Source organism: Streptomyces sp. NPDC045955 (assembly GCF_056430805.1).
On sequence record NZ_JBWKKY010000002.1, the window covers coordinates 585,592 to 609,273 of the forward strand.

The following is a 23,682-nucleotide window of genomic DNA, read 5'->3' on the forward strand; positions in this document are numbered from 1 at the left end:
ATCAATACGTCCGGCGACCCCGAATCGTTCCGGGTGTTCCCCAACTTTTTTGGTGGGGTCGTGTCCGGATTCGCCTTGTGTGTCATACGGCGTCCGTTGTGACGCATGCGAACTGTCCTGGTTTGCCGGGAAAGTTACGTATGTCGCCAGCTCACTCCCCCGGGTGATCTGCCGCTTACCCATAGTCCGTTCGGACCATTCAAGATTGGGCCCGCTGGGGGTGTTGCGCTGTGCCCACCTTCCGTAACGTCCTCAACTGGCGGCGGTGAATATGCCGCTGCCGCCGTGGGGGAGCCTCGATTCGGGAGAGGACGGCGCCGGTATGGGCTGGGTAGTCGACTGGAGTGCGCAGGCGGCCTGCCGCACTACCGATCCGGATGAACTGTTCGTTCAAGGAGCGGCGCAGAACAGGGCCAAGGCGGTGTGCACCGGATGCCCGGTGCGCACGGAGTGCCTGGCCGACGCGCTGGACAACCGCGTCGAGTTCGGCGTGTGGGGAGGCATGACGGAGCGGGAGCGCCGCGCACTGCTGCGCAGGCGGCCCACCGTGACCTCCTGGCGCCGGCTGCTGGAGACGGCGCGTACGGAGTACGAGCGCGGCACGGGCATCGTGCCCCTCGACGACGACGAGGTCTACGAGAACTACGCGGCGGTGAGCTGAGGGGTTCCCTCCGGGAGCTCCGAAGGGCCGAGGGCCCGGTACGGGCCCTTCGCCATCACCGGGTTGCCCGCAGGCACTTGCTCAGATGCCCGCAGGCACTTGCTCAGGTACGTGCCCAGCTCTCGCCTCGGGCGGGCACTTGTGCTCAGGTGCTCGCCTCGGGTCTGGGCTCAGGCGCTCGCCTCGGGCCGGGTGTCCGCGTCCGGCAGCCCGGAGTCGTCGGCGGGGCCGGGAAGCTCGCGCTCGTCCGCCGCGAGCCGGTCGCCGATGTCGCGCAGTCCCGCGAGATCGTGCACATCGCCGGGCAGCGCGCCCACTTCCGTCACGGCCACCTCGGGGTGGAGCGCGGTGAAGCGGTCACGCGTGCGCTGCTCACGGGAGAGCAGCTGCATACGGTCGGCGTGCAGCCTGAGCAGGCCCGCCGTGAGCTGGTCGACGGACCGCTCGGCGTTCTCGGTGTTCTGGGTGTTCTCAGCGTCCTCGGCGTCCTCGGCGGGGGAGCCACCGTCAGAAGCCTCAGCAACAGCCTGAGCTGGTGTTCCGGATGTGGGAGAGCCTGAACTGTCATACGTGTCGGGGGAGTTACGAAGTACTGCTTTCCCGTCCTCCTGATCGACAATGCGGGGCTCTTCAAGATTTTCCGCGGCGGCGAGCGCCCGCTCGGCCGACAGCCGGCCGGCGCCGCTGCCGTGGACCCGGTTGAGCACCAGCCCGGCGAGCGGCATGTTCTCCGCGGCCAGCCGCTCCACGAAGTACGCGGCCTCGCGCAGCGCGTCCCGCTCCGGGGCCGCCACCACGAGGAAGGCCGTGCCGGGCGCCTGGAGCAGCTTGTACGTGGCGTCCGCACGCGTGCGGAACCCGCCGAAGGTCGTGTCCATCGCGGACACGAACGTCTGGACGTCCTTGAGGAGCTGGCCGCCGAGCAGCTTGCCGAGGGTGCCGGTCATCATCGACATCCCGACGTTCAGGAACTTCATGCCGGCGCGGCCGCCCAGCTTCGCCGGTGCCGTCAGCAGCCGGATCAGCCGCCCGTCCAGGAACGACCCGAGCCGCTTGGGCGCGTCCAGGAAGTCCAGCGCCGAGCGGGAGGGTGGGGTGTCGACGACGATCAGGTCCCACTCGTCCCTGGCCCGAAGCTGCCCGAGCTTCTCCATCGCCATGTACTCCTGCGTGCCCGCGAAGCCCGCCGAGAGCGACTGGTAGAAGGGGTTGCCCAAGATCGCGGCGGCCCGCTCGGGATCCGCGTGCGCCTCGACGATCTCGTCGAAGGTGCGCTTCATGTCGAGCATCATCGCGTGCAGCTCGCCGCCCGCGGAGTCGTCGATGCCCTTCACCCGGCGTGGGGTGTTGTCGAGGGAGTCGATGCCCATGGACTGGGCGAGCCGGCGGGCCGGGTCGATGGTGAGGACGACGACCTTGCGGCCCCGCTCGGCCGCGCGCAGCCCCAGGGCCGCCGCGGTCGTGGTCTTGCCGACCCCGCCCGAGCCGCAGCACACCACGATGCGGGTCTTCGGGTCCTCCAGCAGCGGGTCGATGTCGAGCACGCGCGCGGGGGACAGGTGGTGGCGGGCCGGGTCGTGGGTGTGGGCCGGGTCCGGACGACTCATGACATCCCCTGCTTCCGACTCATGACGGGCCTTGCCTGTGTGCTGTTCCCGGGGCCGGAGCCTTCCCGGCTCATGACATGCCCTGCTCGCGCAGCTCGCGGGCCAGCTCGTACAGCCCCGCCAGGTCCATGCCCTCGGCGAACAGCGGCAATTCGTGCAGTGGCAGGCCCAGCTCGGTGAGGACCGCGCGCTGCTCGTGCTCCAGCGCGTACCGCTCGGCGTACTCCTCGGCCTGCCTGAGCAGCGGATCCACCAGCCGCTCCGCGCGCCCGCCGCGCCGCGCCCCGCCGAGCCCGGCGGACGACAGCGACCGCGCAACCGTGGAACGCGGGACCGTCCGGACGAGTTCCAGGTCGTCCGCGTCCAACACCTCCGGCCGCACCATGTTCACGATGATCCGCCCCACCGGCAGCCGCGCCGACCGCAGCTCGGCGATGCCGTCCACCGTTTCCTGGACGGGCATCTCCTCCAGCAGCGTCACCAGGTGCACGGCCGTCTCCGGCGACTTCAGCACCCGCATTACGGCCTGGGCCTGATTGTGTATCGGGCCGATCTTGGCGAGCCCGGCGACCTCGTCGTTGACGTTGAGGAAGCGCGTGATGCGGCCGGTGGGCGGGGCGTCCATGACGACGTAGTCGTAGGCGAACCGCCCGCTCTTGTCCTTGCGCCGTACCGCCTCGCACGCCTTGCCGGTGAGGAGTACGTCCCTCAGGCCGGGCGCGATGGTGGTGGCGAAGTCGATCGCGCCGAGCTTCTTCAGGGCCCGCCCGGCGCCCCCCAGTTTGTAGAACATCTGGAGGTAGTCCAGAAGGGCCAGTTCGGGGTCGATGGCCAGCGCGTACACCTCCCCGCCCCCGGGAGCGACCGCGATCTTCCGTTCCTCATAAGGCAGCGCCTCCGTTTCGAAGAGCTGCGCGATTCCCTGGCGGCCCTCGACCTCGACGAGAAGCGTCCGCTTCCCCTCCGTGGCCAGGGCCAGCGCTAGGGCCGCGGCCACCGTGGTCTTGCCGGTACCGCCCTTGCCGCTGACGACCTGGAGCCTGCTCACGTATTCGAGCCTAACCAGTCCGTGCCCGGGCTACGCGGGAGGCTGTGGATAACCGTCGGCGAGGCGGGCGGACGCCCGGGGCGTGGTCGGCCGCGTGACCCCTCTCCGGCAGCGGCTAGAGTCGGCCGCATGACCAAGTGGGAATACGCAACCGTGCCGCTGCTCGTCCACGCCACGAAGCAGATTCTGGACACCTGGGGCGAGGACGGCTGGGAGCTCGTCCAGGTCGTGCCCGGGCCGAACAACCCCGAGCAGCTCGTGGCCTACCTGAAGCGGGAGAAGCAGTAATGGGCGCCGTCGAGGCGAAACTGGCCGAGCTGGGCCTGACCCTGCCCGACGTCGTCCCGCCGCTCGCCGCGTACCAGCCGGCCGTGCAGTCCGGGCCGTACGTCTACACCGCCGGGCAGCTCCCGATGGTGGAGGGCAAGCTTCCGGTCACCGGCAAGGTCGGTGCGGAGGTCACCCCGGAGGAGGCCAAGGAGCTGGCACGCACGTGTGCGCTGAACGCCCTGGCCGCCGTCAAGTCCGTCGCCGGTGACCTGGACCGCATCGCGCGCGTGGTCAAGGTCGTCGGCTTCGTGGCCTCGGCCTCGGACTTCACCGGCCAGCCCGCGGTGCTGAACGGCGCCAGCGAGCTGCTCGGCGAGGTCCTCGGCGACAAGGGCGTGCACGCGCGCAGCGCGGTGGGCGTGGCGGTGCTGCCGCTGGACGCACCGGTGGAGGTCGAGATCCAGGTGGAGCTCGCCTGACCCGCTTTCGGTGGTCCTAGCTGCGGAATCCGTCCCCGGGGCCACTCGAACATCCGCCCGTCACGGGATAGCCTCGCGCCCATGGCGAACGGTCAGTGGTACCCCCCGGAGTGGCCGGACCGCATCCGCGCACTCGCGGCCGGCACCCTCACCCCGGTGCCCCCCAAGCGCGCGGCCACCGTCATGCTCCTGAAGGACACCGGCACCGGCCCCGCCGTCCACATGCTGCGCCGACGCGCCTCCATGGCTTTCGCCGGAGGCGCGTACGCCTATCCGGGCGGCGGCGTCGACCCCCGGGACGACGACCACCAGGTCCGCTGGGCGGGCCCCACGCGCGCGTGGTGGGCGGACCGGCTCGGCGTCGACGAGACGACGGCCCAGGCGATCGTCTGCGCGGCCGTCCGGGAGACGTACGAGGAGGCGGGCGTGCTGCTCGCCGGCGAGACGCCCGACTCGGTCGTCGGCGACACCACCGGCGCCGGCTGGGAGGCCGACCGTGCCGCCCTGGTCGCCCGGGAGCTGTCCTTCGCGGATTTCCTGGACCGCCGCGGCCTGGTCCTGCGCTCCGACCTGCTCGGTGCCTGGACCCGCTGGATCACCCCGGAGTTCGAGGCCCGCCGCTACGACACCTGGTTCTTCGTGGCCGCCCTCCCCGCGGGGCAGCGCACCCGCAACGCCTCCACGGAGGCCGACCGTACGGTGTGGATCGCCCCGGGCGAGGCGGCGGCCGGGTACGACAAGGGCGAGCTGCTGATGATGCCGCCGACGATCGCGACCCTGCGTCAGCTGACGGCGTACGAGACGGCCGCCCAGGCGCTCGCGGCCGCCCCCGCGCGGGACCTCACGCCCGTCCTGGCCACCGCCCGCCTGGTGGACGGCGAGATCGTGCTCTCCTGGCCGGGCCACGACGAGTTCACCAAGCACATCCCGAACGCCCCGACCGGTGGAGCCAGCGCATGACGGACGCAGCAGCCCTTCCCGGCCAGCCCCGCGGCGGGGTCCTCTCGGGGCCCGCCACCACGCGGGCCGTCAACGTCCTGGCCCCCAACCCGTCGGCGATGACCCTGGACGGCACGAACACCTGGATCCTGTCCGAGCCCGACTCGGACCTGGCGGTGGTGGTCGACCCGGGCCCCCTCGACGACGGTCACCTGCGCCGTGTCGTCGCCACGGCCGAGCAGGCCGGCAAGCGCGTCGCCCTGACCCTGCTGACCCACGGTCATCCCGACCACGCGGCGGGCGCCGCCCGGTTCGCGGAACTGACCGGCACGCGCGTGCGTGCGCTCGATCCGGCACTGCGGCTGGGCGACGAGGGCCTGGCCGCCGGAGACGTGATCACCACCGGCGGCCTCGAACTGAGGGTCGTCCCGACGCCCGGCCACACCGCCGACTCCCTGTCCTTCCATCTCCCGGCGGACCAGGCCGTCCTGACCGGCGACACGATCCTCGGGCGCGGGACGACGGTCGTGGCCCACCCCGACGGCCGTCTCGGCGACTACCTGGACACCCTGCGGCGCCTGAGGTCCCTCACGGTCGACGACGGCGTCCACACGGTGCTCCCGGGCCACGGCCCGGTCCTGGAGGACGCCCAGGGCGCCGTCGAGTACTACCTCGCCCACCGCGCACACCGCCTGGCCCAGGTCGAAACGGCCGTCGAGGACGGCTACCGCACCCCCGGGCAGGTCGTCGCCCACGTCTACGCCGACGTGGACCGCTCCCTGTGGCCGGCGGCGGAACTGTCGGTACGGGCGCAGTTGGACTACCTGGAGGAGCACGGGCTCATCTGACCGTGCCCCGTACGACGTCGGGCCCCGTCTCACGAGGAGACGGGGCCCGGTGTCGTACGGCCAGGGTGCGTGCGCGTCAGCGCGAGCGCTTGGCGAGGCGTTCCACGTCCAGGAGGATCACCGCGCGGGCCTCCAGGCGCAGCCAGCCGCGCTGGGCGAAGTCCGCCAGCGCCTTGTTGACCGTCTCGCGGGAGGCGCCGACGAGCTGCGCCAGCTCCTCCTGCGTGAGGTCGTGGACGACGTGGATGCCCTCCTCGGACTGCACGCCGAACCGGCGCGAGAGGTCCAGCAGGGCCCGGGCGACACGGCCCGGGACGTCCGAGAAGACGAGGTCGGACATCGCGTCGTTGGTCTTGCGCAGCCGGCGTGCGACGGCGCGCAGGAGCGCCGTGGCCACCTCGGGGCGGGCGTTCAGCCAGGGCTGGAGGTCGCCGTGGCCGAGGCCGAGCAGCTTGACCTCGGTCAGCGCCGTGGCGGTCGCGGTGCGCGGGCCCGGGTCGAACAGCGACAGCTCGCCGATGAGCTCGCCGGGGCCGACCACGGCCAGCATGTTCTCGCGGCCGTCGGGGGACGTGCGGTGGAGCTTGACCTTCCCCTCCGTGACCACGTACAGGCGGTCGCCGGGGTCACCCTCGTGGAACAGCGAGTCACCGCGCGCGAGGGTCACCTCACTCATGGAGGCGCGGAGCTCCGCGGCCTGCTCGTCGTCGAGCGCCGCGAAGAGCGGATTGCGCCGCAGAACGTCGTCCACGAGTTCTCTCCTTGTCGACCTGCTCAGGGGCTGTCGCCCCCGCGTACCAAGGCACCGTGGTGCCCATTTTGCCGGACGGTCCAAACAGTGTGATCTGTCACAAGGATGCCGCACACATGTCCCGGGGTACGCGGCAGGGGTCCAATTGGACGCCGATCTTCGGGGTCCGGGGCGGATGTCGGTGCCGGGCCTTAGGCTGGCCGGGTGTCCAAATCGCCGGTGAGAGCACAGGCCGAGGGGGCTGGGCGGGTGGTTGTACGTCGCGATTCCGCTGTGGGCGAACAGAGCCCCGATGGCGGTAGGAAAACGGCGAAAGCGACAGGGGAGGCAGCGCCTCCCGGGAAGTCGACGCCCTCGCGGAAGGGTCTTGCCAGGAGGGCCGGGGCCGCGAGTGAGCAGGCATCCGCGATGCAGGCCGCGGCTGTGAAGAAGACGGCGTCCGCGAAGAAAGCCGCGGCTGCGAAGAAGGCCGCGTCCGCGAAGAAGGCGGCGGCTGTGAAGAAGACCGCGTCCGCGAAGAAAGCCGCGGCCGGCAAGAAGGCCGCGCCCGTGAAAAAGGCCCCCGCCGCCAAGAAGGTCACCGTCGCGCCCAAGAAGGCCACAGCCCGCCTCAAGGACACCGCTCCGGCCAGGACCGTCGTCCACCCGCCCGGCGATGAGTCGCGTACCGCCCTGGTCCGCCGGGCCCGCCGTATCAACCGCGAGCTCGCCGAGGTCTACCCGTACGCCCACCCCGAGCTGGACTTCACCAACCCCTTCCAGCTGGTGGTCGCGACGGTCCTGTCCGCCCAGACCACCGACCTGCGCGTCAACCAGACGACCCCCGCCCTCTTCGCCAAGTACCCCACCCCCGAGGACCTGGCCACCGCCAACCCGGAGGAGGTGGAGGAGATCCTCCGCCCGTGCGGCTTCTTCCGGGCCAAGACCAAGTCGGTCATAGGGCTGTCCAAGGCCCTGGTGGAGGACTTCGGCGGTGAGGTTCCCGGCCGGCTGGAGGACCTGGTCAAGCTGCCCGGCGTCGGCCGCAAGACCGCGTTCGTCGTGCTCGGGAACGCCTTCGACCGGCCCGGCATCACCGTGGACACGCACTTCCAGCGCCTGGTGCGCCGCTGGCAGTGGACCGCCGAGACCGACCCGGACAAGATCGAGGCCGCGGTCGGCGCCCTCTTCCCGAAGAGCGACTGGACGGACCTCTCCCACCATGTGATCTGGCACGGCCGCCGTATCTGCCACGCCCGCAAGCCCGCCTGCGGCGCCTGCCCGATCGCCCCGCTCTGCCCGGCGTACGGCGAGGGCGAGACCGACCCGGAGAAGGCGAAGAAGCTGCTCAAGTACGAGAAGGGCGGCTTCCCCGGCCAGCGTCTGAACCCCCCGCAGGCCTACCTGGACGCGGGCGGCAAACCGGCGCCGCCGCTGGGGGCCGGATGAGCTGCCCCACCGGGGGGTGTCCGCAAAGCCCCGCCTGCCCTGCGACGCCCGGCACGCTCCCCCACTGCCTTGAGAGCGTGGGAGGTGCCCCCACTCGCCGCACCGGTCGAACACCCGCGTACAACCAGTGCGCGGCCGTTCGTCCGGCACTCCTCCAGCCTTCGGCCGGGGGACTCCCAGAGCACGCACCGGACGCCGCAGGGCCCGCCCTCCGGGCGGACGACGGGACGTCGCGGACGCCCCCCGGCCTCCCGATCAGGGCATCGCGGCCGTTCGCGGAACGATCTCAGGGGCGCCGCGCGTTGGATGCGGCAGGACGACGGGGGTGGCGATGACACGGGCGAGCGACACACAGGGCGGACCGGTGACGGTGAGCAAGGAGGGCCTGCCCGGCTGGCTGGACCCGGTGGTGCACGCCGTGGAGACGGTCCGGCCGCGGCAGCTGAGCCGCTTCCTGCCCCCGGAGGACGGCGCGGGGCGCCAGTCCGCCGTGCTGATCCTGTTCGGGGAGGGCGAGCGCGGGCCGGAGCTGCTGCTCATGGAGCGTGCGAGTTCCCTGCGCTCGCACGCAGGGCAGCCCTCCTTCCCCGGCGGCGCCCTCGACCCGGAGGACGGCGACCCGCGGGGCGACGGCCCGCTGCGGGCGGCCCTGCGCGAGGCGGAGGAGGAGACCGGCCTCGACCCCTCGGGCGTCCAGCTGTTCGGCGTCCTGCCCAGGCTCTACATCCCGGTCAGCGGCTTCGTCGTCACGCCGGTGCTGGGCTGGTGGCGTGAGCCCAGCCCGGTCGGGGTCGTCGATCCGAACGAAACCGCCAGGGTCTTCACCGTCCCCGTGGCGGATCTCACGGATCCCGCGAACCGCGCCACCACCGTCCACCCCAGCGGCTACCGAGGACCGGCATTTCTGGTCGAATCGGCACTTGTCTGGGGCTTCACGGCCGGAATCATCGACCGGCTGCTGCACTACGCGGGCTGGGAGCAGCCCTGGGACCGCGAGAAGCAGGTCCCGCTCGACTGGCGCGCATGACAGGGTGGCCTCCGTGAACGTGCTGGACATCTTGTTGCTGGTCGCCGCCGTGTGGTTCGCGGTCGTGGGGTACCGCCAGGGATTCGTCGTCGGCATCCTGTCGGTGACCGGCTTCCTGGGTGGCGGTCTCGTCGCGGTCTACGCGCTGCCCGTCATCTGGGACGCGATCACGGACAACGCGCAGGTGAACACGACCGCGGCCGTCGTCGCGGTCGTCGTCGTCATCGTCTGCGCCTCCGTCGGCCAGGCCCTCACCACCCACCTCGGCAACAAGCTGCGCCGGCACATCACCTGGTCCCCGGCCCGGGCCCTGGACGCCACCGGCGGCGCCCTGGTCAACGTCGTGGCGATGCTCCTGGTCGCCTGGCTGATCGGCTCGGCCCTCGCGGGCACCACACTGCCGACGCTCGGCAAGGAGGTCCGCAACTCCAAGGTGCTGCTCGGCGTCTCCCAGGCGCTGCCCGATCAGGCCGCCACCTGGTTCGCGGACTTCTCCTCGGTCCTCGCGCAGAACGGCTTCCCGCAGGTCTTCAGCCCGTTCTCGAACGAGCCGATCACCGACGTCCAGCGGCCCGACCCGGCCCTGGCCGGCAGCCCGGTGGCGACCCGCGCCCAGCGCTCCATCGTCAAGGTCATGGGCACGGCCCCGAGCTGCGGCAAGGTCCTGGAGGGCACCGGCTTCGTCTTCGACGACCGCCGCGTCATGACCAACGCGCATGTGGTGGGCGGCGTCGACGAGCCGACCGTGCAGATAGGCGGCGAGGGCAGGAAGTACGACGCCACGGTCGTGCTCTACGACTGGCGGCGCGACATCGCCGTACTCGACGTGCCCGACCTCAAGGCGCCCGTGCTGCGGTTCACCACCAAGGACGCGGGCAGCGGCGACGGCGCGATCGTCGCGGGTTTCCCGGAGAACGGGGCGTACGACGTGCGGGCCGCGCGCGTGCGGGGACGCATCACGGCCAACGGCCCGGACATCTACCACCGCGGCACGGTCCGCCGCGACGTCTACTCCCTCTTCGCGACCGTCCGCCAGGGCAACTCCGGCGGCCCGCTGCTCACGCCCGACGGCAGGGTCTACGGCGTGGTCTTCGCCAAGTCCCTCGACGACGCCGAGACGGGGTACGCGCTCACCGTGGACGAGATCCAGGACGACATCACCAAGGGGCGCACCGCGAACCAGCAGGTGGGCAGCGACAGCTGCGCGCTCTAGTACTGCAACGGTGCTTGTTCTGATCGCTGGGGTGCTCCCGGGCGGGCCGCCGACAGCCCGCGCTGCATCCCGGTCCTCAAGAAGATCAAGGGGGCGGCCGGGTCGGCCGCCCCAGGCCCTGGCCGGAGGCAGTGGCCGGCGACAAGGCGTACTCCTCCCGAGCCAACCGCGCCCACCTGCGCAGACGCACTATCAAGGCGGTGATCCCGGGTTTAGGCCGACCAGGCCGGCCTTACCCGGGTGGCCTCACTTCCACGGGTCGGTGAAGGACCGGCCGGGCACCGGCTTGGCGATGAGCGCCACGGGGATGAAGAAGTTGACCTGGCCGATCGCGAACATCAGCGTGGCCAGCGCCTTGGCCTCATAGTGCTCGGCTGCCTGTGCATACAGCTCGTCGGAGACCCTCTCGCCGTCTGCGGACGGCTGAAGCACGGCGTCCACAAGTGCCAGCGCGGCACGCTCGGCACCAGTGAAGTACGGCGAGTCCCGCCAGGACGCCACCGACGTGATCCGCTCCTCCGACTCCCCGGCCTTGCGCAGGAATCCCGTGTGCAGAACGGTCAGGTAGGTGCTGCCGACGATCTGACCCGCACGCAGCTGGACCAGGCTGATCGTGGAGCGCGGTACCGAACGGTTGCCGGTGACCTTGAACAGCGCCGCCGAGACCTCCGCCAGCTCGGGGACGAGCTCCGCGGGGTCCTCGGGCATCCGCGGAACCATCGGGACCTCTGCCGTGATCGAACGTGCTTCCATCGCCGTCTCCTTCGGGCTTGGTGTTGATGTCACTGCCCTGACGGATCGCGGCCGGGAAATGTGACACGGAAGCCGGTCGTTCCTGGTCAGGCGGAGCCCCGGTTCGAAGCGGTGTCAGTGTGATCTCAACTCGGAACAGGACGGCAGCGTCGTGCAGCGACCGCATGCCCGCACCAGGAGCAGCTCCCTGTCCTGTGCGAAGCAGGAGTGCGGCCTGGACGACTACCAGGTCCGCCGCTACCCCGGTCGGCACCGCCACATCACCCTGGCGACGACGACGCCGGCACCAAACCCGCATCAGCCATGACAGACGACGCGGACACAGCCCCTGAAAACTGCCCAGCAATCAGAACAAGCACCGTTGCAGTACTGGAGCGGCCCTGGGGGCGAGGTGGTCGGGGCGTCACTCGCGCGAGTGACGCCTCAGTCGCGTGTGTGGCGCAGACGTACGGAGACCCAGCGGGCGCGGCGGCGGAGGATGCGCGGGATCCCGACCCTGGGGTCCGCGGTCGCCATCTGCGGTGCACCGCTTCGCTGGTGGGGGTTCGCACCGCCCGCCGAGCGGCGATTGCGGCTTGCGTCACTGTAGTCGTGCGTCCAGCCCATACCCCGACGTGTGCCCCCGCCCCATGGTCGATAACCGCCCCGGGAGCGCCCAATTGGCCTATGCGTCAGGCAATTGGCCGTTCGTCGGACAGGCGTTCACGCGCGGCCACCGGCCGCGGTCACCCGGTCACCGATCGGGTTCGGGATCCTTCAGCCAGTTGATGAGTTCCGAGGAGAACGCGACCGGATCCTCCTCGTGCGGGAAGTGGCCGAGGCCGTCGAACAGGCGCCAGCGGTACGGGGCTTCTACGTACTCGCCGGACCCGGCCGCGCTGCGCGTGCGCATCACGGGGTCGAGCGAGCCGTGCAGATGGAGCGTCGGCACGCGCACGGGCCGCTTCATCCGGCGGTTGAACTGGATGCCGTCCGGGCGGGCCAGGGAGCGCACCATCCAGCGGTACGGCTCGACCGCGCAGTGCGCCGCGGAGGGGATGCACATGGCCCGGCGGTAGTTCTCCAGCGCCTCGTCCTCCGGCGGGCGCGGCCCGGACCAGTCCTGGATCAGTTCGGCCACTAGCGCCCCGTCGTCGGCGGTGAGCTGCCGCTCCGGGATCCAGGGCCGCTGGAACCCCCAGATGTGTGAACCGGCGCGGGTCTGCTTGACGTCCCGCAGCATGGCCGCGCGCCAGCGCCGCGGATGTGGCATGGACGCGACCGCCAGCCGCCGCACCAGCTTGGGGCGCATCGCGGCCGCCGTCCACGCCAGGTATCCGCCCAGGTCGTGGCCGACCAGCGCGGCATCCGGCTCGCCGAGCGAGCGGATGACGCCGGTGACGTCGAGGGCGAGGTTGGCGGGGTCGTAACCGCGCGGCGTACGGTCGCTGCCTCCGACGCCCCGCAGGTCCATGGCGACGGCCCGGAAGCCGGCGTCGGCGAGCGCCACCAGCTGGTGCCGCCAGGTCCACCAGAACTGCGGGAAGCCGTGCAGGAGCAGGACCAGCGGACCGTCGCCCAGCTCGGCGATGTGGAAGCGGGCGCCGTTGGCGGCGACGTCGCGGTGGCTCCAGGGTCCGTCCAGCCGCACGGCCGAAGCCGGTTGTGCCGAAGGTGTGGCGGGATCGGTCATGACGACGAGCGTGCCACAGCCTCGATGGCCTCGGGGACCCGGTCCTTCGGGAGCTCGGGCCGCGGGTGCGGCTTGGCCTTCTGGAGGACGCCCGCGGTCTCCTTCATGGAGGCGGCGACCTTCTGCGGGCCCTGGCTCTTCTTGGCCTTCTTCGCGAAGGCCACGCCGATCAGCGCGAGCACGACCGCGACGAGGACGTTCGCCGCGAAGGACAGCAGGAAGCAGATCGCCAGGTTCCAGTCGGACCAGGTGCGGATGCCGTACGCCAGCGCGAAGTTCAGCATCGGCAGGGAGAACAGCAGTACCGCTCCCGCCATGGAGAAGGCGCCACCGCTGGTCGCGCCGCGCTTCACATCCTGTTTGAGCTGCGCCTTGGCCAGCGCGATCTCGTCGTGCACCAGCGCCGACATTTCCGCCGTCGCCGAGGCGAACAGCTGGCCGATGGTGCGTTCGGCGCCGACCGGGCTGCCGTCGGGTGCGCTCATCGCGGTCTCCCTCTTCTGCGTACGGTCCGATTTCCGCGTCTTGTGCCTGACTGGCCACAGTCGTCCGACTGCGTACGGTCTGACTGCGCACGGTCCCGTCTTTTGTACCGTCCCGTCAGATCATGCCGGACGGTGGTGGTCATCGCCTGCCCCACCCGGTACTTCGGCAAGCCCGTGGCGCGCGGCCGCCTTCTCCTGGGCGATCCGGCGGTGGTCGGCGGCCTTGCGCTCGTAGAGGGCGGCCAGCCGCTCGTGGTACGCCGGGTCGTCCTCCTCGTAGATGTCCGGGATGCCGTCGGCGTCCTCATCGCGCTCCTCGCTCTCCCACAGTCGACGGTACTTGGCGTTGCGCATCTTCAGCAGCACGGTCGCGAGTGTCGCGGCGATGAGCGAGCCCAGCAGCACCGCGGCCTTGATCTCGTCGGTCATCACCTGGTCGCCCTCGAAGGCGAGCTCCCCGATCAGCAGCGAGACGGTGAAGCCGATGCCGGCGAGACTCGCCACCGCGAACACGTCCGCCCAGGCGAGGTCGTCGCTGAGCGACGCCCGGGTGAAACGGGCCGCCAGCCATGTCCCGCCGAAGATGCCGAGCGCCTTGCCGACGACCAGTCCGAGGACGACGCCGAGGGTCTCCGGCTGGGTGAACACGTCGGCCAGAGCGCCGCCGGAGACGACGACACCGGCGCTGAAGAGCGCGAACAGCGGTACGGCCAGCCCTGCCGACAGGGGCCGTACGAGGTGCTCGATGTGCTCGCCGGGGGAGTGGGCCTCGCCCTCGTGCCGGTGGCAGCGCAGCATCAGGCCCATGGCGACGCCGGCGATGGTGGCGTGGACGCCGCTGTTGTACATCAGCGCCCAGATCACGAGCGCGAGCGGCACGTACACGTACCAGCCGCGTACGCCGCCCCGCAGCAGCAACCAGAAGACGGCCAGGCCCGCGACGGCGCCGCCGAGCGCGGCGAAGTTCAGGCTGTCGGTGAAGAACACCGCGATGATCAGGATCGCGAAGAGGTCGTCGACGACGGCGAGCGTGAGCAGGAACGCCCGCAGCGCGCTCGGCAGGGAGGTGCCGATGACCGCGAGCACGGCGAGCGCGAAGGCGATGTCCGTGGCGGTGGGCACGGCCCAGCCGGCCAGCGAGCCGCCGCCGATGACGTTGGTGAGGACGTAGACGAGGGCCGGTACGGCCATGCCGCACAGTGCGGCGACCACCGGCAGCGCGGCGGCCTTGGGGTCGCGCAGATCACCTGCGACGAGTTCGCGTTTGAGTTCGATCCCGGCGACGAAGAAGAAGATCGCCAGCAGCCCGTCGGCGGCCCAGTGCGCGACCGACAGGTCCAGGCCGAGGGCGGCCGGGCCGAAGTGGAAGTGCGCGACGCTCTCGTAGCTGTCATGCAGCGCGGGCACGTTCGCCCAGAGCAGCGCGGTGACCGCGGCGACGAGCAGCAGCACCCCGCCGACGGTCTCGGTGCGCAGCGCGTCCGCCACGAAGGTGCGCTCGGGGAGCGACAGCCGGCCGAGAACCTTGCGGGGGGTGCTGGGGCTTGGCGCGGTCACGGGGAAGACCTCCGGTCGGTGGGCAGGGCTGAACACATGCCGACCAGACTTCCCGGCGCACCATGGAGCAGTTGTTTTTCTTAGGCTAGGTAAACATTCTAGGCAGACACATGGCCGAGCGCATCCGGTGATCGACACCGTGGGGTGCCGAAGGGGCACCCGGCGTGCCGACCGCCGGGTGCCCCTTCGTCCGCTGCGCTATGCCTGAGTGGTGATCAGTCCTCGCTGGGCGCGGCCGGCAGCTTGGCTTGGATGAGCTCCATGACCGTGGAGTCGGTCAGCGTGGTGACGTCACCGAGCTGGCGGTTCTCGGCGACGTCCCGCAGCAGACGCCGCATGATCTTGCCGGAGCGGGTCTTGGGCAGCTCGGCCACGGGCAGGATCCGCTTGGGCTTGGCGATCGGGCCGAGCGCGTTGCCGACGTGGGCGCGCAGCTCGGCGACCAGGGTCTCGGTCTCGGAGGCCGTGCCGCGCAGGATCACGAACGCGACGATCGCCTGCCCGGTCGTCTCGTCCGCCGCGCCGACCACGGCAGCCTCGGCGACCGAGGGGTGGGAGACGAGTGCGGACTCGACCTCCGTGGTGGAGATGTTGTGCCCGGAGACGAGCATGACGTCGTCGACCCGGCCGAGCAGCCAGATGTCGCCGTCGTCGTCCTTCTTGGCGCCGTCACCGGCGAAGTACTTGCCCTCGAAGCGCGACCAGTACGTGTCGATGAACCGCTGGTCGTCGCCCCAGATGGTGCGGAGCATCGACGGCCACGGCTCGGTCAGCACCAGGTAGCCGCCGCCGCCGTTGGGCACCTCGTTCGCCTCGTCGTCGACGACCGTCGCACAGATGCCGGGCAGCGGCGTCTGCGCGGATCCGGGCTTGGTCGCCGTCACACCCGGCAGCGGGGTGATCATCATCGCGCCGGTCTCGGTCTGCCACCAGGTGTCCACGATCGGGGTGCGGTCGCCGCCGATGTTCTTGCGGTACCAGATCCACGCCTCGGGGTTGATCGGCTCGCCCACCGAGCCCAGCACCCGCAGGCTGGACAGGTCGAACTTGGCGGGGATGTCGTCGCCCCACTTCATGAACGTACGGATCGCGGTCGGCGCGGTGTAGAGGATCGTCACGCCGTACTTCTGGACGATCTCCCAGAAACGGCCCTGGTGCGGGGTGTCGGGCGTGCCCTCGTACATGACCTGCGTCGCGCCGTTCGCGAGCGGGCCGTAGACGATGTACGAGTGGCCGGTGACCCAGCCGACGTCGGCGGTGCACCAGTAGACGTCCGTCTCCGGCTTGAGGTCGAAGACGGCGTGGTGGGTGTAGGCGGTCTGCGTGAGGTAGCCGCCGGAGGTGTGCAGGATGCCCTTCGGCTTACCCGTGGTGCCCGAGGTGTAGAGGATGAACAGCGGGTGCTCGGCGTTGAACGCCTGCGGGGTGTGCTCGGCGCTCTGCCGCCCGACGAGGTCGTGCCACCACACGTCGCGGCCCTCGGTGAAGGCGACTTCCTGTCCCGTGCGGCGCACGACCAGGACGTGCTCCACATTGCCCGCCTTCTCGACGGCCTCGTCCACGGCAGGCTTCAGTGCGGACGGCTTGCCGCGCCGGTAGCCGCCGTCGGAGGTGATGACCACGCGCGCGTCGGCGTCCTGGATGCGGGTGGCGAGCGCGTCCGAGGAGAAACCGCCGAAGACGACGGAGTGTGCGGCGCCGATGCGGGCGCAGGCCAGCATCGCGATCGCCGTCTCGGGGATCATCGGCATGTAGACGGCGACCCGGTCGCCGGCCTGAACTCCCAGTTCCAGCAGGGCGTTGGCGGCCTTGGAGACCTCGTCCTTGAGCTCGGCGTAGGTGAGGGCACGGCTGTCGCCGGGCTCGCCCTCGAAGTGGATCGCGACACGGTCGCCGTGCCCGGCCTCCACATGCCGGTCGACGCAGTTGTAGGCGACGTTGAGCTCGCCGTCCTTGAACCACTTGGCGAACGGCGGGTTCGACCAGTCGAGCGTCTCGGTGGGCTCCTTGGCCCAGGTCAGCCGACGGGCCTGCTCGGCCCAGAAGCCGAGCCTGTCAGCCTTGGCCTGTTCATACGCCTCCGCGGTGACGTTGGCGTCGGCGGCCAGGTCGGCGGGGGGTGCGAACCTGCGCTCTTCCTTGAGCAGGTTGGCCAGGCTTTCGTTGCTCACGGCATCTGCCTTTCCCAGGGTGTCCGTTGTGTCCCAGGCCACAGCTCATCAGACCCGGGGGTGCGATGACAAGGGCCGACCGCCGATTGGTTTAGACCTGTCGGGCGGTGGGGTCGGCAGCCGGCGTCATCCGTACCCACGGACGCCGACCAGGGAAAGTTCAGCCTGTGTAACGCGCGTCACGCCTGGGGGCGGGGCGGACGGGGGGCGTCCGGGCGGTGGGTGTGCGGCGGTGAGGGCGTCCGTGCGGCGGGGGGTGCCGGCGGTGCGGTGTGCGGCGGCGGGTGTGCGGCCAGGAGGCCGTCGGGCTGCCGGGGCCGTCCGGGCCGCACACCCGTGCGCGGGCCGGGCTCACGCCATCAGGTCCGCCTCGCGTACGCGGTCGAAGACGCTGCCGCCGTCCGTTTCGGTGAGCAGGTAGGCCTGGGCCTCGCCCACGTGGAAGTACATCCCGTGCAGTTCCAGGGAGCCCTTGGCGAGGGCCCGGGCCACCGAGTCGTGGGCACGCAGGTGCTCCAGTTGCTGGACCACGTTGGTCAGGCAGAGCTGCTCGACCGCGTCCTTGGGAGCCCGTCCGGCCAGCCTGCCCCACGGCCCGCTGTCGTCGGCCATGCGCTCCAGGCTCGGCAGCCCGTGCCGCAGCCACCGCTTCAGCGGTGTCCGGGCGCCGCCGGGCTCGGAGTTGAGCAGCGCCTGCATGGCTCCGCACCCCGAGTGCCCGCACACGGTGATGGACCGCACCTGGAGCACGTCCACGGCGTACTCGATCGCGGCCGCCACCGAGTCGTCGCCGCTCTCCTCGCCCGGCCGTGGGACGAGATTGCCCACGTTGCGCACGACGAACAGGTCGCCCGGACCGCTGGAGGTGATCATCGACGTGACCAGCCGCGAGTCGGCGCAGGTCAGGAAGAGCTGCGACGGCCGCTGACCCTCACGCGCCAGCCGGGCGAGCTCGCTGCGCACCAGGGGCGCGGTGTTGCGCTGGAACGCGCTGATGCCACGCGCCAGTTCGTGCCCACTGGCTCCGCCGGTGCCCTTCGGGTCCAGGTCGGTGCGGTCAGTCCCGCCCGGGTCCTTCCGGGAAGAGGGAGCGTATTCGGGCCGGTCGCACTGGTGGTTGCGCCAGGGCGTCCAGGGCCGGCAACGGCAGCCGGTGAAGGCCTGGGGCTCGGAGATGCGGACGCCGGGGTGACGGCCGGTGATTTCGACCGTGCCGCCCTGCGCGGTGTGCGTCTTCTGCCAGTCCTGCAGCGTCTCGTACGCCGCGTGGTCCATGAACGACCCGTCCAGCTCGACGACGGTGTCGGCGCCGTGGGGCACGAGGTGCAGGGCCCGGCTGAGCCGTGGCACCGCGAGGAACGTCAACTGCCCTCTGACGTGTACGTGATGGACTCCTTCCGTCTCTTCGTGCGTGATGCGGGTGCGGGTGAGGCGGTGCAGGGCCACGCCGACGGCCATGGCGATGCCCAGCGCGACGCCCTCCAGGACGCCGAGGGACACGACGCCGAGGGTGGTGACGGCGTACACCCACACTTCTCGATGGCGCGTCACGGTGCGGATGTGGTGCAGGGACACCATCTGGATGCCGACGGCCATCACCAGGGCGGCGAGCGAGGCGAGCGGGATGAGCTCCAGGATGGGGACCATCAGCAGCGTGGCGATCACTACGAGAACGCCGTGCAGCATCGTGGAGTTCCGGCTCACTGCCCCCGCGTGCACATTCGCCGAAGTCCGCACGGCCACGCCCGCGATGGGCAGTCCGCCGAGCGAGCCGGAGACGATGTTCGCGGCGCCCTGTCCGAGCAGTTCGCGGTCGAGGTCGGAGCGCCGGACGCGGGCGGACAGGCCCGGGCGGCCGGCCACCAGCTTGTCCACGGCGACCGCGCCGAGCAGAGACTGCACGCTGCACACCAGCGTGGTGGTGAGCACCGCGGCGACGATGCCGAGCACAGGGCCCTCGGGCAGTCCGGCCAGGGCGTGGTTGCTCCAGGACGGCAGGTCGACCTTGGGCAGGCGGAGCCCGGTGAGGGCGGCGGCGACGCTGGCTCCGGCGACGGCGACGAGCGCGGCCGGGACCTTGCGCAGCAGGCGTCCGGCCCGGCCCGGCAGTCTCGGCCAGAGCAGCAGCAGCACCAGGGTCAGCGCGCTCACCGACACGGCCGCGAGGCGCATGTCCGCCAACTGGGCGGGCAGAGCGCGGAGGTTGTCCGGGACGGAACTCTGCGGTGTGCCGCCGAGCACGATGTGCAGCTGGGCGACGGCGATGGTGACGCCGATCCCGGCGAGCATGCCGTGCACGATGGCGGGGCTGACGGCGAGGGCGCCACGGGCCACGCGCAGACAGCCGAGGCCCAGTTGGGTGAGGCCGGCGAGGACGGTGATGGCGCAGGTCGTCCGCCAGCCGTAGCGCTGGATGAGATCGGCGGTGACGACGGTGAGTCCGGCGGCCGGTCCGCTCACCTGGAGCGGGGAGCCGCCGAGCCGTCCGGCGACGAGCCCGCCCACGGCGGCGGCGACGAGGCCGGCCTGGAGCGGTGCGCCGGTGGCGAGGGCGATGCCCAGGGAAAGGGGCAGGGCGATCAGGAAGACCGCGATCGAGGCCGACACGTCGGCACCCGCGATCCGGAAACGGCGGGGGCCATGGGGCGGCGGGCTGTGGGGTGGATGGGTGCGCTCGGTCCGGTTCGGATCGGCGGCGCGGGTGGGGACGCAGGCTGACATGTGTTTCCCGTCTCCTCCGGGGCTGCGCGGTCGCACAACGGGCTCTCCGCTCGGTGCGGGGCCGGTCGTGGCCGTGGTCACGGTGTAATTCGGCGGGATGAATCAACGCTCGGTAAACGAATCGTAATGCAGAGTAAAGGACGAGCATGGACTTTACGGGCAAATGGGCTGATAAATCACCCTGAAGGGTGAAGTGGCCATGTGATCGGCTTGTCGTACTAATTCCTTCTCGGTCTCGTGCGAATTTGGCGGCGCTGTCCGCACCCGAAAGAAGGAAGAAGGTGGACGGAACATGGCCGCCAGCCACAGGATCGTCGCGGGCCCCGTGATCGCCGCGGTCTGTGCCGCATCGCTCGCCGGTTGCGGGACTGGGACCGGCACATCGGGGCACGAGAACCCCGCCCCGCGCGAGGCGAAGCCGCCGGCTCACGCGCCCCGAAGCGCGGTCCGGCTGATCGGAGACGGTTCCACCGCCTACACCGGCGCCCAGCCCCACCTGCCCCGGCCCGAGCGGCTGCGGCCCGGCCAGAAGCCCCCGCAGTTCGTCGTCTTCTCCTGGGACGGCGCGGGCGAGGACAGCCAGAAGCTGTTCTCGCACTTCCGCGAGGTCGCCAAGGCGAACAACGCGACCATGACGTACTTCCTGAGCGGCGTGTACCTGCTGCCGGACGACAAGCGCGACCTGTACCGGCCGCCGCAGCACTCCCCGGGCCGCTCCGACATCGGCTTCAACGACCGCCGCGGCATCGCCGCCACGGTGGAGCAGCTGCGTCTGGCGTGGCTGGAGGGCAACGAGATCGGCACCCACTTCAACGGCCACTTCTGCGGCAGCGGCGGCGGAGTCGGCGAGTGGACCGTGCAGGACTGGAAGGACGAGATCGCCCAGGCCAAGCAGTTCGTGAAGACCTGGAAGACCAACGCCGCCTTGAACGGGGCGTCCCCGCTGCCCTTCGACTACGACAAGGAGCTCATCGGCGCCCGCACGCCCTGCCTGGAGGGTCAGCGGAACTTCATGGAGGCGGCACGCGACCTGGGCTTCCGCTACGACACCAGCGGCGTCAACGACCAGGTCTGGCCGAAGAAGAAGCAGGGTCTGTGGGACGTGTCCATGCAGCTCGTGCCGTTCCCCGGGCACTCCTACGAGCAGCTGGCCATGGACTACAACTTCATGGTCAACCAGTCGGGCACCACCACCCGGGGCAACCCCGCCATGCACGACTTCTGGGGCGACCAGATGCGCGACGGCCTGCTCAAGGGCTTCCACCGCGCTTACGACGGCAACCGCGCGCCCCTGATCATCGGCAACCACTTCGAGTCCTGGAACGGCGGCACCTACATGCGGGCCGTCGAGGAGGTCATCGAGACGGTGTGCACCAAGGAGGAGGTGCGCTGTGTCTCGTTCCGGCAGCTCGTGGACTGGCTGGACGCCCAGGACCCGACGACGCTGGAGAAGCTGCGCACGCTGAAGGTCGGCGAGGCGCCGAAGCAGGGCTGGGCGTCCTTCCTCGGGGGCGGGCCCGCCCGGGCCCCGAAGGGCGCGCCCGGGGCTCCGGCGGCGAAGGGCGCGCCCGGGGCTCCGGCGGCGAAGTAGCGTCCCGAGTGAAGATGGCCACTTGGCCGCGGAGCGGGTCCCCCGGGTGCGTAGGGTCGTACTCATGAGTACAGCAGGCGCGACCGCCGACCCTCTCGCGGCCCTGGGGGCGCTGCCCGGTGTGGCCGAATCCGTGGAGTCCGTACGCAAGTCCGTGGACCGGGTCTACGGCCACCGGATCATGCGTCGGCGCAGCAACGCGATCACCTCCGAGGCGGCCCTGCGCGGCGCCCGCGGCTCGGCGGCGCTGGCCGGTGCGGACTGGGCCCTGGAGGAGGTCCGCCGGCGTACGGACTTCAGCGGCGACGACGAGGCGCGCACCGTGGGTGCCGCTCTACGGCTCACCGCCGAGGCGGGCCAGCTGCTGTCCATCTGGCGGCAGTCGCCCCTGCGGGTGCTGGCCCGGCTGCACCTGGTGGCGGCGGCCGACAAGGCCGACCAGGTGGGACGGCCCCGGCAGGAGGGCGAGCCGGTCGACGAGCCGCTCGTCGGGCTGCCGCTGCCGAGCGCGGCCGAGGCGCACGGCCGGCTGGAGGGTCTGGCGGAGCTGATCATCGCGGGCGGCACCGCGCCGGCGCTCGTGACGGCCGCCGTCGTGCACGGCGAGCTGCTCGCGCTGCGTCCTTTCACGTCCCACAACGGCCTGGTCGCGCGCACGGCCGAACGCATCGTCCTGATCGGCAGCGGCCTGGATCCGAAGTCGGTCTGCGCGGCCGAGGTGGGCCACGCCGAGCTCGGCCGCGAGGCCTACCTGGAGGCCCTCGACGGGTACGTCTCCGGCACCCCGGAGGGCATGGCCGCATGGATCGCCCACTGTGGCAGGGCGGTCGAACTGGGGGCGCGCGAGTCGATGGCGGTGTGCGAGGCGCTGCAGCGCGGAGCGGCGTGACGGCAGGGCCGGTCCGGCAGAGAAATGCGGCGGTACGAGAACTCGTACCGCCGCTGGCATGAACATCGGGGTACCAAGCGTCCTCGATATATGCCCATCAGGTCGGGAACTTTGCCCGTCCCTGGTGCGGCTGGCCCGTAATCGACGGGTCGACGTCGCGTGGGTGCCCGGTGTTCATGCTCGGTCCGTGGGGCCATATGCGTAATTAAGGTGATCCTCTCGGATGTCCTTGGTCTCGCGGGCCGTTGACTCCTTTGTACTCCTGCCCCGGAGTAAGCGGAAGTCCAGGCTGCACTTCTTTACTTTTGCCTTCAAATAGGACTTCGGGTCGCTCCGGGTCAAGCGACGGTCGCCCGGCGCCGGTTCGCGTACCAGACGAGGCCGGCCGTGGCCGCGGCGGCGCCTATCGCGGCCATCGCGACGAGCGCCGGACGCGGCGGTACGGAGAACCCGGGCAGGCGCTGCTTGAGCCGGACCGGACGGTGGAAGTCCAGAATCGGCCACCCGCGCGCGAGGGCCTCGCGGCGCAGCGCCCGGTCCGGGTTCACGGCGTGGGGGTGGCCGACGGACTCCAGCATCGGCACGTCGGTCGCCGAGTCGCTGTAGGCGTAGCAGCGGCTGAGGTCGTACCCCTCGGACGCGGCCAGTTCCCTGATGGCCTCGGCCTTGGTCGGGCCGTAGGCGTAGTACTCCACCTCGCCGGTGAAGCAGCCGTCCTCGCCCACGACCATGCGGGTCGCCACCACCCGGTCCGCGCCGAGCAGCTCGCCGATCGGTTCGACCACCTCCGTGCCCGACGTGGACACGATCACGACGTCGCGGCCGGCGGTGTGGTGTTCCTCGATGAGGGAGGCGGCCTCGTCGTAGATGATCGGGTCGATCAGATCGTGCAGCGTCTCGGCGACGATCTCCTTGACCTGCTGCACGTTCCAGCCGCGGCACAGCGCGGACAGGTAGGCGCGCATGCGCTCCATCTGTTCGTGGTCGGCGCCGCCGGCCAGGAAGACGAACTGGGCGTATGCAGTTCGCAAGACGGCCCTGCGGTTGATCAGACCGCCTTGGTAGAACGACTTGCTGAACGTGAGCGTGCTCGACTTCGCAATGACCGTCTTGTCCAGGTCAAAGAAGGCCGCTGTGCGGGGCGACAAGTGGTTTTCCACATCCTTGAGCATAGGGGCAGCCCATTCGGCGTAAGGTGGGGCGCGTGGGTTTGCCTGAGAGGGCCTTCGGGTACACCATGGAAGTCACGGATCGTTCGCGACCGTGCTAACCCGGTCCGACTCCTCCCCCCCCGAGTCGGCCGTGGGGACGACCCCCGCTCTCCCCCCCGGCGGGGGTCGTCGCATGTCCGGATGCATTTTCTCCTTCCTCGTGCGGCCGGAGAGCCGTTCCGAAGCCGCATCGGCGGTGCTCTTGACATGCTCATGATCTGTGACGCTGTGTAATCATCAGACTGCTCTGTGGGGGTTGCGCTGAGGCCTGCGGGCGTCACCGGTATGGGTGACGGCGATATTCACAACGGTCGAGGTGTCCACAGTTATCCACCAAGATCCACACGATTTCCGGGATCGC

The 23,682-nt window shown here is 70.8% G+C and carries 21 protein-coding genes and 1 pseudogene; 11 read left to right on the forward strand and 11 right to left on the reverse strand.

What is annotated here, in order from left to right; translation table 11 throughout:
- The first annotated feature begins 322 nt into the window (after positions 1-322).
- A complete protein-coding gene (gene wblA, locus AC07F0_RS06135; RefSeq protein WP_010031964.1) occupies positions 323-661 on the forward strand; it encodes a transcriptional regulator WblA in 339 nt (112 codons plus the stop codon).
- A 170-nt stretch (positions 662-831) separates the two neighbouring features.
- Here the strand turns inward: wblA and bagB are convergent, their stop codons facing one another.
- Positions 832-2,268 carry an ATPase BagB gene (gene bagB, locus AC07F0_RS06140; protein WP_478974831.1) on the reverse strand — a complete coding sequence of 479 codons (1,437 nt, stop codon included), beginning with the start codon at positions 2,266-2,268 and terminating at the stop codon, positions 832-834.
- Positions 2,269-2,338: 70 nt separating this feature from the next.
- Positions 2,339-3,316, reverse strand: coding sequence for an ATPase BagA (gene bagA / locus AC07F0_RS06145; RefSeq protein ID WP_436729972.1), 978 nt, complete (start codon positions 3,314-3,316; stop codon positions 2,339-2,341).
- Positions 3,317-3,445: 129 nt separating this feature from the next.
- On the opposite strand from bagA, the gene AC07F0_RS06150 reads away from it, so the two are divergent.
- The 4 genes from AC07F0_RS06150 (at position 3,446) to AC07F0_RS06165 (ending at position 5,852) form a co-directional block, all read left to right on the forward strand.
- Entirely contained in the window at positions 3,446-3,604 is a 159-nt protein-coding gene (locus AC07F0_RS06150) for a Sp36 family protein (protein ID WP_003991873.1), read from the forward strand.
- Positions 3,604-4,065 (forward strand): RidA family protein, encoded by a 462-nt coding sequence (locus tag AC07F0_RS06155; protein ID WP_010031952.1) that lies wholly within the window; start codon positions 3,604-3,606, stop codon positions 4,063-4,065. The genes AC07F0_RS06150 and AC07F0_RS06155 overlap by 1 nt, the downstream gene beginning before the upstream one ends.
- 81 nt (positions 4,066-4,146) lie before the next feature.
- On the forward strand, positions 4,147-5,025 hold the full coding sequence (locus tag AC07F0_RS06160) for an NUDIX hydrolase (protein ID WP_478974834.1): 879 nt from the start codon (positions 4,147-4,149) through the stop codon (positions 5,023-5,025).
- Complete coding sequence (locus AC07F0_RS06165) at positions 5,022-5,852, forward strand: MBL fold metallo-hydrolase (RefSeq protein WP_478974837.1); 831 nt, start codon at positions 5,022-5,024, stop codon at positions 5,850-5,852. Before AC07F0_RS06160 ends, AC07F0_RS06165 begins: the two co-directional genes overlap by 4 nt.
- A 76-nt stretch (positions 5,853-5,928) precedes the next feature.
- Here AC07F0_RS06165 and AC07F0_RS06170 read toward each other — a convergent pair whose 3' ends face one another.
- Positions 5,929-6,603 (reverse strand): Crp/Fnr family transcriptional regulator, encoded by a 675-nt coding sequence (locus tag AC07F0_RS06170; protein WP_010031945.1) that lies wholly within the window; start codon positions 6,601-6,603, stop codon positions 5,929-5,931.
- A 249-nt stretch (positions 6,604-6,852) separates the two neighbouring features.
- Here AC07F0_RS06170 and nth point away from each other — a divergent pair, with 249 nt between their 5' ends.
- The 4 genes and pseudogenes from nth to AC07F0_RS06190 form a co-directional block, all read left to right on the forward strand.
- Positions 6,853-8,031 (forward strand): endonuclease III, encoded by a 1,179-nt coding sequence (gene nth, locus AC07F0_RS06175; RefSeq protein WP_478974840.1) that lies wholly within the window; start codon positions 6,853-6,855, stop codon positions 8,029-8,031.
- A gap of 331 nt (positions 8,032-8,362) precedes the next feature.
- A complete protein-coding gene (locus AC07F0_RS06180) occupies positions 8,363-9,058 on the forward strand; it encodes an NUDIX hydrolase (RefSeq protein WP_478974843.1) in 696 nt (231 codons plus the stop codon).
- 13 nt (positions 9,059-9,071) lie between these two features.
- A complete protein-coding gene (locus AC07F0_RS06185; protein WP_478974846.1) occupies positions 9,072-10,271 on the forward strand; it encodes a MarP family serine protease in 1,200 nt (399 codons plus the stop codon).
- 39 nt (positions 10,272-10,310) lie between these two features.
- Positions 10,311-10,480: pseudogene (locus tag AC07F0_RS06190) on the forward strand (IS5/IS1182 family transposase); the annotation flags it as partial.
- A 37-nt stretch (positions 10,481-10,517) separates the two neighbouring features.
- On the opposite strand, the gene AC07F0_RS06195 reads toward AC07F0_RS06190, so the two are convergent.
- The 7 genes from AC07F0_RS06195 to AC07F0_RS06225 form a co-directional block, all read right to left on the reverse strand.
- Positions 10,518-11,024, reverse strand: coding sequence for a carboxymuconolactone decarboxylase family protein (locus AC07F0_RS06195; RefSeq protein ID WP_478974849.1), 507 nt, complete (start codon positions 11,022-11,024; stop codon positions 10,518-10,520).
- 423 nt (positions 11,025-11,447) lie between these two features.
- On the reverse strand, positions 11,448-11,630 hold the full coding sequence (locus AC07F0_RS06200) for a hypothetical protein (protein WP_078602692.1): 183 nt from the start codon (positions 11,628-11,630) through the stop codon (positions 11,448-11,450).
- A 127-nt stretch (positions 11,631-11,757) separates the two neighbouring features.
- Positions 11,758-12,696, reverse strand: coding sequence for an alpha/beta fold hydrolase (locus AC07F0_RS06205; protein ID WP_086561036.1), 939 nt, complete (start codon positions 12,694-12,696; stop codon positions 11,758-11,760).
- Positions 12,693-13,181 carry a phage holin family protein gene (locus tag AC07F0_RS06210; RefSeq protein WP_436728021.1) on the reverse strand — a complete coding sequence of 163 codons (489 nt, stop codon included), beginning with the start codon at positions 13,179-13,181 and terminating at the stop codon, positions 12,693-12,695. The genes AC07F0_RS06205 and AC07F0_RS06210 overlap by 4 nt, the downstream gene beginning before the upstream one ends.
- A gap of 120 nt (positions 13,182-13,301) precedes the next feature.
- The gene (nhaA, locus tag AC07F0_RS06215) at positions 13,302-14,738 is read right to left on the reverse strand and encodes a Na+/H+ antiporter NhaA (protein ID WP_478974851.1); all 1,437 of its coding nucleotides are present in this window, start codon (positions 14,736-14,738) and stop codon (positions 13,302-13,304) included.
- Positions 14,739-14,953: 215 nt separating this feature from the next.
- Positions 14,954-16,909, reverse strand: coding sequence for an acetate--CoA ligase (gene acs, locus AC07F0_RS06220; protein ID WP_478974854.1), 1,956 nt, complete (start codon positions 16,907-16,909; stop codon positions 14,954-14,956).
- Between the two features lie 351 nt (positions 16,910-17,260).
- Entirely contained in the window at positions 17,261-19,630 is a 2,370-nt protein-coding gene (locus AC07F0_RS06225; protein ID WP_478974857.1) for a bifunctional SulP family inorganic anion transporter/carbonic anhydrase, read from the reverse strand.
- A gap of 292 nt (positions 19,631-19,922) precedes the next feature.
- Between AC07F0_RS06225 and AC07F0_RS06230 the strand changes: the two genes are divergently transcribed.
- Positions 19,923-21,221, forward strand: a complete 1,299-nt coding sequence (locus AC07F0_RS06230) for a polysaccharide deacetylase family protein (RefSeq protein ID WP_478974860.1) — start codon at positions 19,923-19,925, stop codon at positions 21,219-21,221.
- A gap of 64 nt (positions 21,222-21,285) precedes the next feature.
- Positions 21,286-22,110 (forward strand): Fic family protein, encoded by an 825-nt coding sequence (locus AC07F0_RS06235; protein WP_478974863.1) that lies wholly within the window; start codon positions 21,286-21,288, stop codon positions 22,108-22,110.
- A gap of 338 nt (positions 22,111-22,448) precedes the next feature.
- On the opposite strand, the gene AC07F0_RS06240 is transcribed toward AC07F0_RS06235, so the two are convergent.
- Positions 22,449-23,282, reverse strand: a complete 834-nt coding sequence (locus tag AC07F0_RS06240) for an HAD family hydrolase (RefSeq protein ID WP_356922505.1) — start codon at positions 23,280-23,282, stop codon at positions 22,449-22,451.
- Between the last annotated feature and the right edge of the window lie 400 nt (positions 23,283-23,682).